General features: G+C 64.6%; 12 protein-coding genes and 1 pseudogene. 7 read left to right on the top strand and 6 right to left on the bottom strand.

Features of this window, described 5'->3' with window-relative positions:
* The first annotated feature begins 2 nt into the window (after positions 1-2).
* From uraH to C448_RS12505, 3 genes are all read left to right on the top strand, one after another.
* Positions 3-353, top strand: a complete 351-nt coding sequence (gene uraH, locus C448_RS12495; protein WP_004055321.1) for a hydroxyisourate hydrolase — start codon at positions 3-5, stop codon at positions 351-353.
* Positions 354-566: 213 nt separating this feature from the next.
* Positions 567-1,937 (top strand): uracil-xanthine permease family protein, encoded by a 1,371-nt coding sequence (locus tag C448_RS12500; RefSeq protein WP_049916323.1) that lies wholly within the window; start codon positions 567-569, stop codon positions 1,935-1,937.
* A gap of 95 nt (positions 1,938-2,032) precedes the next feature.
* The gene (locus C448_RS12505; RefSeq protein WP_004055325.1) at positions 2,033-2,479 is read left to right on the top strand and encodes a universal stress protein; all 447 of its coding nucleotides are present in this window, start codon (positions 2,033-2,035) and stop codon (positions 2,477-2,479) included.
* A 135-nt stretch (positions 2,480-2,614) separates the two neighbouring features.
* Here the strand turns inward: C448_RS12505 and C448_RS12510 are convergent.
* Positions 2,615-4,108: pseudogene (locus C448_RS12510) on the bottom strand (malate synthase).
* A 220-nt stretch (positions 4,109-4,328) separates the two neighbouring features.
* Between C448_RS12510 and C448_RS12515 the strand changes: the two are divergent.
* Positions 4,329-4,745, top strand: a complete 417-nt coding sequence (locus tag C448_RS12515; RefSeq protein WP_004055326.1) for a DUF3830 family protein — start codon at positions 4,329-4,331, stop codon at positions 4,743-4,745.
* 152 nt (positions 4,746-4,897) lie between these two features.
* On the opposite strand, the gene C448_RS12520 is transcribed toward C448_RS12515, so the two are convergent.
* A complete protein-coding gene (locus C448_RS12520; RefSeq protein WP_004055328.1) occupies positions 4,898-6,274 on the bottom strand; it encodes a dihydroorotase in 1,377 nt (458 codons plus the stop codon).
* Between the two features lie 191 nt (positions 6,275-6,465).
* Here C448_RS12520 and C448_RS12525 point away from each other — a divergent pair, with 191 nt between their 5' ends.
* Both C448_RS12525 and C448_RS12530 read left to right on the top strand, forming a co-directional pair.
* Positions 6,466-7,830: a cytosine permease gene (locus C448_RS12525; RefSeq protein ID WP_004055339.1), complete on the top strand. Its 1,365-nt coding sequence runs from the start codon at positions 6,466-6,468 to the stop codon at positions 7,828-7,830.
* 119 nt (positions 7,831-7,949) lie between these two features.
* The gene (locus C448_RS12530; RefSeq protein ID WP_004055341.1) at positions 7,950-9,227 is read left to right on the top strand and encodes a M20 family metallo-hydrolase; all 1,278 of its coding nucleotides are present in this window, start codon (positions 7,950-7,952) and stop codon (positions 9,225-9,227) included.
* Positions 9,228-9,287: 60 nt separating this feature from the next.
* On the opposite strand, the gene C448_RS16940 is transcribed toward C448_RS12530, so the two are convergent.
* The 3 genes from C448_RS16940 to C448_RS12540 form a co-directional block, all read right to left on the bottom strand.
* Complete coding sequence (locus C448_RS16940) at positions 9,288-9,419, bottom strand: hypothetical protein (protein ID WP_275039132.1); 132 nt, start codon at positions 9,417-9,419, stop codon at positions 9,288-9,290.
* A gap of 172 nt (positions 9,420-9,591) precedes the next feature.
* On the bottom strand, positions 9,592-10,038 hold the full coding sequence (locus tag C448_RS12535) for a peroxiredoxin (RefSeq protein WP_004055344.1): 447 nt from the start codon (positions 10,036-10,038) through the stop codon (positions 9,592-9,594).
* Positions 10,039-10,070: 32 nt separating this feature from the next.
* Complete coding sequence (locus C448_RS12540) at positions 10,071-11,243, bottom strand: glycosyltransferase family 2 protein (protein WP_004055345.1); 1,173 nt, start codon at positions 11,241-11,243, stop codon at positions 10,071-10,073.
* A 135-nt stretch (positions 11,244-11,378) separates the two neighbouring features.
* Here C448_RS12540 and C448_RS12545 point away from each other — a divergent pair, with 135 nt between their 5' ends.
* Positions 11,379-12,308, top strand: a complete 930-nt coding sequence (locus C448_RS12545; RefSeq protein WP_080503206.1) for an NAD(P)-dependent oxidoreductase — start codon at positions 11,379-11,381, stop codon at positions 12,306-12,308.
* A 110-nt stretch (positions 12,309-12,418) separates the two neighbouring features.
* Here C448_RS12545 and pyk read toward each other — a convergent pair whose 3' ends face one another.
* Positions 12,419-14,173 carry a pyruvate kinase gene (gene pyk / locus C448_RS12550; protein WP_004055348.1) on the bottom strand — a complete coding sequence of 585 codons (1,755 nt, stop codon included), beginning with the start codon at positions 14,171-14,173 and terminating at the stop codon, positions 12,419-12,421.
* Positions 14,174-14,197: the final 24 nt, after the last annotated feature.

Raw genomic sequence — 14,197 nt, forward strand, 5'->3', positions numbered from 1 at the left:
AGATGGCCGCAGAGCTCACGACGCACGTACTCGACACGAGCCGGGAGGGACCCGCCGAGGGCGTCACGGTGACGCTCCAGCGGCTGGATTCCGACGGCGACGCCGAAACGCTCGCCGACGGGACGACCAACGACGACGGTCGCCTCGACGAGCCGCTCCTGACACCCGACGAGATGGAAGCTGGAACGTACCAGCTCCAGTTCGATGTCGGCGACTACTACCGCCGCAGCGAAACGGGATCGACGTTCCTGGAGACGGTGCCGGTCCGGTTCGTCATCGAGGAGCCCGACGAGCACTATCACGTCCCACTGCTGCTCTCGCCCGGCGGCTACACGACGTATCGCGGCAGCTAACGACGCAGTCGCGACCATGCCGAACGGTCGCGTTTTCGCTGGTACAGTCCGATAGCACCGGCGTTACTCCGTGCTCACCGATGGTGCTAGCCGACGGTCCATGGCCGGCGATCCGTTAGGTATTTTCCATATAGATAACGGTCGATCGAACGCGTATCCGTGAAAATCATCATTGTTAAGTGGTCGTAAGCGGGACTCATGGTCAGGGAATGTATGACACAGTCAGATGAAACCAGCGCGTCGAACGTCGTTTACGATATAGAGGAAAAACCCCCACTTGGGGAAGCGATCCCGTTGGCGTTCCAGCACGTGCTCGCGATGGTGCTCGGGAACATCGCGGTGCCACTCATCATGGCATCCGCGATCGGGCTCGCAACCGGTGAGACGACGTTCCTCGTCCAGATGGCACTCATCGTCGCAGGTGTCGCGAGCGTGATCCAGGCCTATCCCGCCGGCCCCGTCGGCGCGAAACTCCCGATCATGATGGGGACGAGTTTCGCGTTCCTCGGCACGCTGCAGCTCATCGCCGACAACGCCGGGTTGGCGACGATATTCGGCGCGGCGCTCGTCGGCTCGCTCCTCCAGGTCTTCATCGGGGCGAACTACGAGCGGTTCAAGCCACTCTTTCCACCGCTGGTCAACGGCATCGTCGTGATGCTCATCGGGCTGACGCTCATCCCGACGGGGATCGACTACGCGGCCGGCGCGTCCTCCGGTCCGGGTGCGGCGGGCTACGCCTCGCTCATGAACCTCGGCGTCGCGGCGCTCGTTTTCCTGGTCATACTTGCGTTGAACCAGTTCTTCCGTGGCATCCTCCGCATCGCGAGCGTGTTCTTCGGCATCCTCCTCGGCTACGTCGTCGCGGTGTTCCTCGGCATGGTCGATTTCGCACCGGTCGCACAGGCGAGCTGGTTCGCGGTCCCGATACCGCTGAAGTTCGGCATCGCGTTCGATCCGGGGGCGATCATCGCCATCTCAGCCGTGTACGTCATCGTGGCAATGGAGACGATCGGCAATATCTCCGCGATCGTCTCCGAGACGGGACGGAACGCATCGAACAGCCAGATCCGCGGCGGGCTGCTCGGTGACGGCGTCATGAGCGGCATCGCGGCCATCTTCGGCGCGTTCCCGAACACCTCCTTCGCACAGAACGTCGGCCTGATCAGTTTCACCGGCGTCGCCAGCCGATTCATCGTCGGTATCGGTGGTGTGATCCTCCTCATCGGTGGGTTCATCCCGAAGGTCGGCGCGATCATCACGACGGTGCCCGATCCCGTCCTCGGTGGCGGGACGCTCATCCTCTTCGCACAGATCTTCACCAGCGGGCTCAACATCATCCACCGCGAGGTGTCACTCACTCAGCGCAACACGACCATCATCGCCGCCGCAGCCTCGCTCGGACTGGGTGTCACCTTCCGCCCCGAACTCGTGCAGAACCTCCCCCAGGTTGTCCAGCCGCTGATGGGATCGGGCGTCGTCATGGGCGGGTTCACCGCGCTCATCCTCAACGTCCTGCTCCCGCAGTCGAACCCCGTCGACAACTCGTCGGAGACGGACGTCGCCGCCACGGAAGTCGACGACTGATCGACGGCGATCACGATATCGGTCCAAAGTAATCAGTTATTTTAAATAACGACACCACCGGTAGATTTACCATCCCATCTCCCGGATCACGTAGCATGCAACGAGCGCTCGTGGTCGTCGAAGGAACCGAATCGACGAAGGAACTCGTTCGAGAAGCCGGCGAGCTCGCCGAAGGTGTCGGGGCCGAGCTGTTCTTGCTCCACGTCACGACCGAGGAACAGTTCAGCGAGTACGCCACCTCGATGGCCGACATCCCCGAACGAAACGTCGGCTACAGCGGCAAACGGGCACGCGAGGGCGCACGACAGTTCGCCGAGGACATCGGCACCGAGATGTTCGAGGGCCTCGACGTCGAGTACGAGGCCGTCGGCATGCTCGGCGACAAAGAAGAGCAGATCCTCGAGCTCGCCCACGAGCGCGACTGCGACCACATCTTCATCAGCGGCCGGAAACGCTCGCCGACGGGCAAGGCGCTCTTCGGCGATCTCGCCCAGTCGGTTCTCCTCAAGTTCGACGGCACCGTGACGATCCGCACGGACTGAATCGACCCGCGCAGCCTACTCCTCGTCAGAACGAATTAAGAGGGATAGTCACTCCGCCGTCCTGGCAGATGACTCTCAGAAGTCGATAGGATCGCACACCGAAAAATCGCGAACGAAAAAGAAAGTCGGACTGGTTCAGTTGCCGACGTCGGTGGCGCGCTCGACGACGTCGGGGCTGTAGAGCTCTTCGAGGTCGTCGTGCTGGTCCGGGCGGTGCTCGTAGACGTCCTGAAAGAGGCTGACAGGCGTCATCGACGCCTGATAGGTCGCCTCATCCCACATTCGGTCGTTCGCGACGTCGACCGAGATGCCGTCGATCTCGATGGTCGCGGCGCGCTCCATCGCGATCGCACCCGTGCCGGCGTCGCGGGCCTCCTCGAACTNCCGAGATGCCGTCGATCTCGATGGTCGCGGCGCGCTCCATCGCGATCGCACCCGTGCCGGCGTCGCGGGCCTCCTCGAACTGCTCCATCGAGTCGACGATGTCGTCCATGCTCGGGACGTACTCGACCATGTCGAGCAGCTCCTCGCTGAGTTCCTCCTCGTCGAGATGGCGGTCGTCGCTCCCGACGGTCAGCACGTAGCCGTCGCCACTCTCGGAGAGCGAGAGTCGATCGCCCGTGTAGACCTCTTTGCCGTCCTCGCTTTCGAGGGCGATCTGCTGGCTGCCGTCGTCGAGCAGCCATCGCCCACTCTCGGGGGGCAGGCCCGACTTGTTGGCCTCGACCACTTGGCCAGGGGTGAGCGACCAGATACCGAGCATCCCCTTCGCTTGATTGGCGGTCATGCGCTCGCGGTATCCCTCGACGTCGCGGATGTCGTCGTAGGGCCCGTCGACCGAGATCAACCCCGCCGCGCTCGCGCCGCGCGAGGTGTTGTGGCGCAGTTCCGGCCACGCCGGCAGATTGCCCGTCGGCGTGATCGCGCGCATGTCCTTCGTGTAGTCGACCTCGCCGTCGACCAGCATGAACAGCCGTTCGAGGTTGTTCGTGGGTTTGCCCATCTNATGTCCTTCGTGTAGTCGACCTCGCCGTCGACCAGCATGAACAGCCGTTCGAGGTTGTTCGTGGGTTTGCCCATCTCCTCGCGCAGCTCGCCCATCGCGAGCTCCGCTGCACCGCTCTCGACGATCACCGACATCGCCAGCGAGCCCTCTTCGAGGCCGTGCTCGTGCTCGACGATCGTGATGAACTCGTCGGCCTTCTTCCAGTCGTCGATCCCGCCCACCTCAGGGATCACGAACCCGTCGAGGTTCTCGACGGCTCCCTGTTCGGGGTCGGCGATCGACAGCATCCGCTTGAGCCCCTGATGGCGCGTCTCGGGACTGTCGCGATGCCAGACGACGCGCGGGTGGATCTCGCCGGGGAACTCCGTGCCGTTCGCCGAGAGCACTTCGACGATGTTCGCTGCGCCCTCGTCGCGCATCGACGGGGCCGTTGCATCCTCGTTGTCCGGCACCCACACGTCCGGTGCCTGCATTCCGCGCAGCTCGCTCGCGCTGCGGATCATCTTCGCCGAGTCCTCCTCACCTTCGACTGCCGTCGGCGAGGTGAAAAACGTCCGCACGAACTGTCGCTCGTGGAGTCGCTTGTCGTGAGTTTTCCCTGTCATCTGTATATCAGTGGTCATCTCTGTAACCAGTGGATCGAGAACTGTCCAGCATCGGGCGGCCCGTGACAGTCATCTTGCAATTATCATGTGGTTCGAGCAGTACGTGTAAGTTTCGATATCGTCGAACGAACCGTCGTTGTGGGATATCGCCCCACAATCGACGCCATCCTCCCGATCCGGCGAGAGTCAGTCACAGCGATTCACAATCCTTATCAGAGGGGCGGTTGGTTCCAGAGATATGGGAGAACTGGAATTCGACATCGGCGGCGACGTCTACACGGCCGAGCTGCTCGAAGACGAGGCACCGGAATCGGTCGAGGCCATGCGCGACTTCCTGCCGCTCGAATCGGACCTGATGCACGTCCGCTGGAGCGGGCACGCGACGTGGGTCAACATCGACGAGATCGAACTGCCGGAGGTCCCCCGCGAGAATCATACTGTGTACCCCTCGCGCGGTGACATCCTGCTCTACCCGGGCTACCGCAACGAGAAGGAGATCCTCGTCCCGTGTGGCTCGACGTGCTTCAAGAGCCCGGCCGGCGAACTCGCTGGCAACCACGTCGCGAACCTCGATGCGACCCAGCAGGAGCTCTACGAGCTCGAACAGGACACGCTCAAGAACGGCCAGAAAGACATCACCATCCGCGAAGTCTAAGCCGGCAACGAGCGTTCACCGATTCCCGTTTTTGATTCCGACGACCTACTGGTCCGTCTCATTAATTCGATCCGGTCGCTACCGCTCGTGCAGATACGTGTAATCGGCACATCGAAAACGAGCGACGATCAGCCGTCGACGGACGGTACGCTTCAGACGCTCCAGTCGGGCCGTTCGCGCGGGACGAACTCGCCACGACCGGTCTCGACGATCTCGCCGTCGTCGGCGACGACCTCACCGCGGACGAGCGTCGTTTCGACACGGCCGGTCACGTCACGACCCTCGTAGATCGAGTAGTCGGCGACCGAGGCGTTGTCCTCGGCGGTGATCGTGTAGCTCTCGTTCGGATCGAACAGGACGATGTCGGCATCGGTGCCGGGATCGAGCGTCCCCTTCTCGGCGAAGCCGAACGTCCGTGCCGGGTTCGCACACATCGTCCGGACGAGGAACGGGTACGAGAAGCCGCGCCGGTTCACCGCCTCGTCGTGGAACACCGCGAGGCTTGCCTGCAGTCCGTTGGCCCCGAACGGATCCTCCCACCACTCGGTGGCCTCCTTTCGCTCGCGCGTCTGGGCGACGTGGTCGGTCGAGACGACGCTCAGTGCACCATCCCGGAGATGCTCGAACAGCGCGTCGTTGTCGTCGCTGGTCCGCAACGGTGGCGTCAGCTCCGGCAGGTTGCCCATCTCGTCGAAGAGCTCCTTCGTCAGCGTGGTGTGGTGGACGCAGGCCTCACCACGGATGTTGCTCCCGTCGCGCTGATACCGTGCGAGCGCGTCCGCCGCCTTTCGGGAGGACGTGTGGAAGCCGTAGTACTGCGCACCGGTCTCGCTGGCGAGCCTGGCGACGTCGTCGGCAGCCATCGCTTCGGCGTAGTCCGGTCGTGCCTCGGCGAGCCAGCGGGGATCGTCCCGTCCGGCCTTCCGGAACTCCTCGGTCAGCGACTCACAGACGCTGTGGTCCTCGGTGTGGACGACCCCGACGGCATCGAGATCCGCCAGCTTCTCGAACACCCGGCGGATGTAGCCGTGCGAGAGGCCGAACTCGTAGGTGCTGTACATCTTGAACGAGGTGATGCCGTCCTCGATCAGCCCCTCGATCTCGTCGAAGGCGTCCTCACCCTCGCGCAGGAAGCCGCCGTGGAGACTGAAGTCGATCACCGGGTTCTCGGCCTTCTCGCGCTTGCGCTCGACACCCTCCCGGATCGTGCTCTCCTCGTCCCAGGCGCTGTCTTCGCTGACGTACGCCTGCCAGCCGAAGTCGATGATCGACGTCACGCCGCCGAGCGCGGCCGCGCTGGTCGCCGATTCGTAGCTATCGAGCGAGACGTGGTCGTCGACGTGAACGTGTGGATCGACGACGCCAGGCATCACGAGGCGATCCGACGCGTCGATCGTGGTCGAGGCCTCCGGCAGCGTCTCCTCGTCGCCAACGCCGACGATGGTTCCGTCGTCTATCGCGACGGCACCATCGAAAACGCTCTCGCTCGTCACGATGGTTCCGTTCGAAATTACTGTGTCAACCGGCATCGACCACCGATTCTACCCAGCAACGTAAAACCGTTTGCCTGTTCGATTTCGCCAGTAGGTCGAATCGATTGCAGAAGTTCGAATCGAATGCCGCTTCAAAATTTTTCTTGGGAGTTTTTCTTGAAAGCCAGCAAAGGATATATTACTGATCTTCTCGACATACGGTACGCAATGGCATACGAGGAGCAACCATGACGGAATCGAGTTCGGAAGGGCTAGAACCGATCGCGGACGGCGATCGTTCGATGAGTCTTTCCCATTACATCCCGGTCTGGTGGGCGTCGTTCATCATCGTCCAGGGGTTCGCGACGGCGTTTTTCGCCGTCTACCCGCAGGGACCGTTGAACGTGGTGCAGGCCGGAGCCGCGATGACGATCGGCGCGGTGACGTCGGCGGTCTTCTTCGTGCTTAACGGCCGCTGGGGCTACGACGAGGGGATCCCATTCGTCGCCCAGGCGCGGGCCGCGTTCGGCACTCGCGGGGCGGTCGTTCCGAACGTCGTTCGCATGCTTCCCGCGATCATCTGGCTCGGGATCGGCAACTGGATCGGCGCGCTGGCGATCCAGAGCATCACGCAGACGCTGTGGGGTGTCGGCAACCTCCGGCTCTACTTCGTACTGTTCTTGCTGTTGAACATCGCCCTCGCGTGGGGTGGCATCAGTTCGATCAAATGGTTCGACTCGATCGCCGCCGGCGTCATCATCGTGCTGCTCGCGTACACGGTGTTCACGGTCGTCTCGAAGCAGGGCATCTCGACGCAGTCGATCGAGTACGGCGGGACGTGGGGGCTGCCCTTCCTCACGATCGTCGCGGCCCACGTCGGGACGGCGATGACGGGCGCGCTCAACGCGGCCGATCTCAGTCGCCATCTCGAAAAGAAACGTGGTTCATGGAACCACATCCTCGGCCATCTACTGGGGGTCGCCCCGGCGATGCTCTACATGGCGCTCGTGGGCGTCATCTTCGGCACGTCGATCACGACGAACACCCAGAACCCGGTGTTCGCCATCATGGACGTGGCACCGAACCCGACGGTCGGCGTCGCGGTGATGGTGTTCGTCCTCGCCGCGCAGACCTCCTCGAACCTGACGCTCAACCTCATCCCGACCGTCCACGTGCTCCAGGACGCCATCGGCACCACGTGGGAGCGCGGGCTCATCATCGCGAGCGTGCTCTCGGTCGTGACCTTCCCGTGGGTGTTGTTCTCCTCGGAGGGTGGCATCTACTTCCTGATGATCAACGCCTACGCCGTCCCGCTGGGGCCGGTGCTCGGCGTGTTGCTGGCCGACTACTGGGTCTTCCGCTCGGGTAACGCCTCGATCCCGTCGCTCTACGACAAGAGCCGCGACTCGAAGTTCTGGTTCATCAGGGGATTCTCTATCACGGCGCTGGCGAGCGTGCTCGTCGGTTCGCTCGCGAGCATCGCGCTGCTCGATTTTTCCTGGATGGTCGGGCTCCCGATCGGCTTCGCCACCTACGTCGTCCTCCGGAAGCTCGATCTCGACGAGCGCACCACCGAATATCTCTCGGAGTCGCCGGCACCGACGGCCGACTGAACCAGCGAAAACCCTGCCGATACCCACTTTTCTGACGCCGGCTTCGACGGGTGGATCCGGCGAATCAGCGCGACAATCCACACATTCAAGCCGGATCACGGTTTAGCGACACGCGAACCATGAACGCAACAGCAGAGTCGTCCCGCCACGTCGACGAGGATCGACTGCGCGACGACATCGAGACGAACGGCGAGTACGGTGCGATCTCGATCGGCGAGGGCCACGGGCGGACGGTGCTCCCGGGAACGAAGGCCAACCAGCAGGTGCGCGAGTATTTCGTCGAGCGACTGGAAGACGCCGGTCTCGACGTCCGGACCGACTCGGTCGGCAACATCGCGGGTCGCTGGGTGCCCGACGGTGCCGACCCGGACGCGGCCGCGGTCGCCGCGGGGAGCCACCTCGACTCGGTGCCCGAGGGCGGCATCTTCGACGGCGTGCTGGGTGTCTACAGCGCCCTCGAAGCCGTCCGTGCGCTCCAGGAGTCCGATGCCGATCTCGATCGCCCGGTCGAGGTCGTCTGCTTCACCGAGGAGGAGGGGACACGCTTCTCGAACGGCGTTCTCGGCTCGGCGGTGGCGACCGGACAGCGATCGGTCGATGACGCGCTCGCGCTCGAAGACCACGACGGTGTCTCGCTCGACGATGCCCTGACCGAGATCGGTGCGAAGGGCTCCGGCCAACTCGACGCGAGCGCGTGGGATTCCTGGCTCGAAGTCCACGTCGAGCAGAGCAAGCGACTCGAAAAGGCGAACGTTCCCGTCGGGATCGTCAGTTCGATCACCGGGACGATCCGGTGTTCGGTCGAGATCGATGGCGAGGCGAACCACGCGGGCTGTGCGGCGATGAAGGATCGGACGGACGCGCTCGCGGCGGCGAGCGAACTGGTCCTCGACGTCGAGCAGGCGACCGAGGATGTCGTCGCCGAGAAGGGCGACAGCGTCGTCGGCACGGTCGGCCAGCTCGACATCAGCCCGAACGCGGTCAACGTCGTTCCCGGACGCGCCGAACTGGGCATCGATATCCGCGACGTCGACTACGAATCGATGGAGACGATCGTCGGCGAGGTCGAGGCGAGCCTCGCACGTCTCGAAACCGAGCGTGGCGTCGATACCACGTTCGAGCGCCCCTACGACATCGCGCCGATCGACATGAGCGATCGCTGTACGTCCGCACTCGACGAGGCAGCCGCCGAGAGCGGCGTTTCGACGATGGAGCTCCACTCGGGAGCCGGTCACGACACGATGCACGTCGCGAAAGTCACCGACTCGGGGATGATCTTCGCCCCCTCGCGCGACGGCATCTCGCACAACCCGCTCGAATGGACCGACTGGGAGAGCTGTGCGACCGCGACCCGCGTGCTGACCGGCGGTATCGCCCGGCTCGCACGATCGGCCTGACGACTCGGATTTCGACTCTCGTCCGACATCACCCACCAGCGCCGCGAGAGGAAGCCTCGATTACTGACCGCCGCCGGCCACGTCCGTATCGCCCGAGGACGGTCTCGGTAGGGATCCTACGCCGATCGTCAGCACCAGCAGTACGACCACGACGCCGACCGAGAGCGCCATCAGTTCGAGAATCGGTGCCACACGGCGGTCCGGACGGCCGTCTCGCCGACGACCACGTGCCAATACGTATCGTTACACGCCACGTGAGAAACCATCACTCAAAGACGTTTCGTTGTCGCTGACGGGCTGGACGGGACGCTACCGATGTTGTTCGTCGAAAAACACGAGTGTCGGATCGATCGTCGTCGCGGCTCTACGCCACTTCGCGCGCGGCGACGTCGTCGAGCACCTGCTCTGCGTGCTCGCCGGGCGAGACGTCCTCGTAGACAGCCTCGATATCGCCGTTCGGGCCGATGACGAAGGTGTTGCGGAGCGCGGTGCCGTCGCCGGCGGAGTCGTATTTCTCGGCGACCGAACCGTCCTCGTCGCTCAACAGCGTGAACGGGAGCTCCTCGTCGTCGCGGAACGCCGCGAGATCCGCGACCGAATCCATCGAGACGCCGAGCACTTGCGCGTCGTGGTGCTCGAACTCGTCGAACGCCGCGCCGAAGTTGTTCGCCTCGATGGTGCAGCCCTCCGTCCCCGCCTTCGGGTAGAAGTAGAGGACCGTGCGCTGGCCCTCGAACTCCGAGAGCGAGACCGACTCGCCGTCCTGATTCTGCAGACTGAACGCCGGTGCCGTCTGGCCTACCTGTGGCATGGCCTCGAATACCGGCGAGACGCTGATAATGCTTACGACGCGTCCTCGCCGCGGCCGGCAGGCGGCGTCGGCGACGCGTCGGCACGGTCGGTCGAGGACGAATCGGTAGCCTTCTCGGTCACGTGGAAGTCGTCCGGCGGCGCGACGAGCCCGGCGGTGGCCCCGACCGAGTGAACGAGCGCGGCCAGGGGAACGAGTGCGATCAACGGGAGCGAGCGCAGCGTGAGTTGCTCGTAATGATGAAGCCCGAGGATGAATCGGACGACCATCAGCAGGCCGAGCGTCAACGAGACGGTTTGGAGGATCAGCCCATAGACGAGATGGAGACCGCCCATGGCGGCGAACAGCGCGATGAACGGGACGATCGGCGAGACCGCCCACGCGTACGATCGGTGCTTCGCCAGCAGTCGGTATCGCAGCGGGAGGTTGTCGGCTTCCTGGTGGTTGCCGGCGGCCCAGCGCCGGCGCTGCTGGAAGATCTCGCCGAGGCTCGGTGGTGCCTGATTGGCGAAGCTGTCCGGGCTGAGCGCGTACGAGACGGTCGTGTTCCGGGCGGCCTGCCAGAGAAAGGCGGTATCCTCGACGAGCGTCGGCCGATCCCAGGTGATCTCCTGTTCGAGCGAGTGCCGGACGGCGATGCCGCCGCCCCAGGCGAACAGCGGGATGCGGAGGCGGTGGAACGCCCGCTGTTCGATCTGTGCGCCCATCCGGTAGACGTCCGCGAGGTAGGCGAGCCACGAGTTCGTCCGGCGGGGGCGTTCGGTGAACTGGACGACGTCCGCAGCGGGCAGCCCTCTGAACTCCCCGACGATGCTGTCCTCGTCGAGATAGAGGACGTACTCGCGCTCGCACGCAAGTGCCTGTCGTGCCCACTCCGTCGCACGACCCTTCCGGACCGCCTCACAGGAGAACGATTCGGGGACGACGTGAACCTCAGCGCCATCGATCGCGATCGGTTCCTCGGCGATCACGTGTCGATCGGTGAGCGTCGCCGGCAGCGAATCGACCGTTCGCTGGACGACATCCTCGGCGTCGATCGTGAGGATGCGCACCTGGACGTCGTCCGGCCCGTATTCGAGCGGTTGATCGTCCGGCGGGCGCGTGAGGACGAGCACTTCGTACAGCCAGAACAGTCCAACGCCACAGAACAGCAGCGTGACTGTCCAGAGGACGGTCGAGACGGCGAACGCGAACCAGGGACTCATCGTGGCGGCCGATGGCGTCACGCGTCATGAAGCCCGTGATCGGCCGGCGCTCCGCTACTGATGATCACTCACGCCGAGTGAGAACACTGTTGTCGATCCGAGCGCCGAACTGCCGCCCACGCGACGCGCGGACCGATGGATTTTACTGACTGGCTGCGAGCGTGCAACGTAATGGCCGAAACAATCGGTTTCGTCGGTCTGGGTATCATGGGCCTCCCGATGTCGAAGAACCTCGTCGATGCGGGCTACGACGTCGTAGGCCACAACCGCTCGCAGGAACCGGTCGACGAACTCGTCGACTACGGTGGCGAAGGTGCCGACAGTCCGCAAGAAGTCGCCGAACGGACCGACGTCGTGATCACCTGTCTCCCGGACTCGCCGGTCGTCGAGTCGATCGTCCGTGACGACGACGGCATCCTCGCCGGACTGAGCGAGGGGATGACGGTGATCGACATGTCGACGATCTCGCCGACCGTCACCGAGGAACTCGCCGCGGCGATCGAGGACGCGGGCGCGGAGATGCTCGACGCACCGATCAGCGGCGGCGAGGAGGGTGCCATCGACGGCACGCTCTCGATCATGGTCGGCGGCGACGAGGACGTCTTCGACGCCAACGAGGAACTGCTCGCGGCGATGGGCGAGACGATCACCCACTGCGGGCCGAGCGGGGCCGGCCAGACGACGAAGGCCTGTAACCAGATCGTCGTCGCCGCCCAGATGGTCGGCGTGAGCGAGGCGCTCGTCTTCGCCCAGAAGGCCGGTGCGGATCTCGACGCGGTCGTCGAGGCGATCAGCGGCGGTGCGGCGGGCTGCTGGACGCTCGATAACCGCGCACCGTCGATGATCCAGGGCGATTTCGATCCGGGCTTCTTCGCCTCTTATCAGTACAAGGACCTCCGCATCGCGACCGACGCCGGCGAGGCCTTCGGCGCGCCGATGCCCCAGACCGAGATCGCCCACGAGCTCTACAAGTCGATGGAAACGACCGGCCGGGGCGACGACGACAACTCCGGCGTGATGCAGATCATCGAGGACCTGGCGGGCGAGGAAGCGCGCGTCGACTGAGCGACAGAGAGGAAAGAGGACACGTTTCTTTTTTTTTGTTCCGATACCGATTCGGGCGGGAAGCGAAGCGACGACCAGCGGAATTACTGATCGATTTTGGAGAAATCCGTCTATCGCGTGCTGGTGATATCCCCTTCGTAGACGACGCCGCGCTCGGCGTCGAGCGTCACCGTCACGTCCTCCGGGAGATCGGCGAGATCGACCCCGCCGATCATCGGGATGCCGAGCTCACGGGCGACGATCGCGGGATAGCCCGTGACGCCCTTGTGTCCGCTGATGATGCCGGCGAGCGACGAGGGATCGCCGGTGAACTCGTCGTCGAAGTCGGTCGGCAGCGTCAGCACGCTCCCGTCGGGCACCGACGTGAGATCGCCGTGCTCCGCGTGGTGGAGCGGTCCGGTGGCGACGCCATCGACGATCGAGCGCCCGGAGGCGACGATGTCGGCGGCGACGTGGATCTTGAGCATGTTCGTCGTGTTCGCCTCCTCGAGATCGGTCATCAGTCCGGCAAGGACGACCACGCTGTCGCCGCTGGCGACGACCCCGGCGTCGACCGCCGTCTGGACGGCGTTCTGCACCACGACGTCCGTGCTCTTCTCGCGCTCGGTGAGCGGCGCGAACTGGGGAACGACCCCCGCCGAGAGCGCGAGATGGCGACAGACCTGTCGTGACGGCGTGACGGCGATGATGGGCACGTCGGGGCGGTACTTGGCCGCCTTGAGCGCCGTGTAGCCGGATTCGGTCGCCGCGACGATCGCCGCCGCGTCGATATCGCGGGCGAGATAGCGCGCGGAACGAGCGAGTACGTCCGTCCTGGCGCTGCCGGGTTTCGGCACGGTCTGCTCGTTGCGTTCGGCGTACTCGTCGCTGGCTTCGACCTCGCCGACGATCGTCGACATGGCGTCGACGACGCGCGCCGGATGGTCGCCGACGGCCGTCTCGCCCGAGAGCATGACCGCGTCGGTCCCGTCGAGCACCGCGTTCGCCACGTCGGTGGCTTCGGCACGCGTCGGCCGGCGCGCGTGGGTCATCGAATCCAGCATCTCGGTCGCCGTGATCACCGGGACGCCCGCCGCACGGCATTTCTGGATGATCCGTTTCTGGACGAGCGGCACCGTCTCCATCGGGCACTCCACGCCGAGGTCGCCCCGGGCGACCATCACGCCGTAGGTCGATTCGATGATGCCATCGAGATGCTCGACCGCGCCGGCGCGCTCGATCTTGGCGACGACGGGCACGTCCGCGCCCTGATTCTCCAGTGCCTCGTTGACCGCGTAGATATCCTCGGCATCACGGACGAAACTCGCCGCGACGAAATCCACGTCGTAGTCGGCCGCCAGCGTCAGCTCCTGGCGGTCCTGCTCGGTGACGGATTCGAGATCGAGATCGACGCCCGGCACGTTGACCCCCTTCTGTCCGCCGAGGGTTCCGCCGCTCTCGACGTCGACGATAACTGTTTCACCCTCGACGCGGCTGACGACCGTCTCGATGCGGCCGTCGTCGAGCAGCACGCGATCGTCGGGGCTGACGGCACCGATGCTGGTCGAGACGCCGACCGCCTCGGGGGTCGCAGTTTCACCCTCCGAGAGACGGACCTCGGTGCCGGTTTCGAGCTCGATCGGCTCATCGAGCGGCGCGGTGCGGATCTCCGGGCCGGGCAGGTCGAGCATGACCGCGACCGACCGGCCGACGGCAGAGCTCGCTGCGCGCACCGTCTCGATGAGTTCGGCGCGGTTCTCGGTGGTGCCGTGGCTCGCATTGAGCCGCGCGACCGACATCCCGTTCTCGATGAGTCGTTCGATCGTCGGTTGCTCGGCGGTCGCCGGCCCGAGCGTACAGACGATCTTCGTGTTTCTCGTTGGCATGTTCTACCCGAAGCTATCGGCGCG

It is taken from the genome of Halococcus morrhuae DSM 1307 (genome assembly GCF_000336695.1).
Lineage (GTDB): Archaea > Halobacteriota > Halobacteria > Halobacteriales > Halococcaceae > Halococcus > Halococcus morrhuae.

Excerpts from the sequence above, each read along its gene's own strand:
- C448_RS12520 (WP_004055328.1), bottom strand. The coding sequence starts at position 6,274 with ATGCCGGTTGACACAGTAATTTCGAACGGAACCATCGTGACGAGCGAG.
- C448_RS12515 (WP_004055326.1), top strand. The coding sequence starts at position 4,329 with ATGGGAGAACTGGAATTCGACATCGGCGGCGACGTCTACACGGCCGAG.
- C448_RS12530 (WP_004055341.1), top strand. The coding sequence starts at position 7,950 with ATGAACGCAACAGCAGAGTCGTCCCGCCACGTCGACGAGGATCGACTG.
- C448_RS12545 (WP_080503206.1), top strand. The coding sequence starts at position 11,379 with ATGGATTTTACTGACTGGCTGCGAGCGTGCAACGTAATGGCCGAAACA.
- C448_RS12525 (WP_004055339.1), top strand. The coding sequence starts at position 6,466 with ATGACGGAATCGAGTTCGGAAGGGCTAGAACCGATCGCGGACGGCGAT.
- C448_RS12505 (WP_004055325.1), top strand. The coding sequence starts at position 2,033 with ATGCAACGAGCGCTCGTGGTCGTCGAAGGAACCGAATCGACGAAGGAA.
- uraH (WP_004055321.1), top strand. The coding sequence starts at position 3 with ATGGCCGCAGAGCTCACGACGCACGTACTCGACACGAGCCGGGAGGGA.
- C448_RS12500 (WP_049916323.1), top strand. The coding sequence starts at position 567 with ATGACACAGTCAGATGAAACCAGCGCGTCGAACGTCGTTTACGATATA.
- pyk (WP_004055348.1), bottom strand. The coding sequence starts at position 14,173 with ATGCCAACGAGAAACACGAAGATCGTCTGTACGCTCGGGCCGGCGACC.
- C448_RS12535 (WP_004055344.1), bottom strand. The coding sequence starts at position 10,038 with ATGCCACAGGTAGGCCAGACGGCACCGGCGTTCAGTCTGCAGAATCAG.
- C448_RS12540 (WP_004055345.1), bottom strand. The coding sequence starts at position 11,243 with ATGAGTCCCTGGTTCGCGTTCGCCGTCTCGACCGTCCTCTGGACAGTC.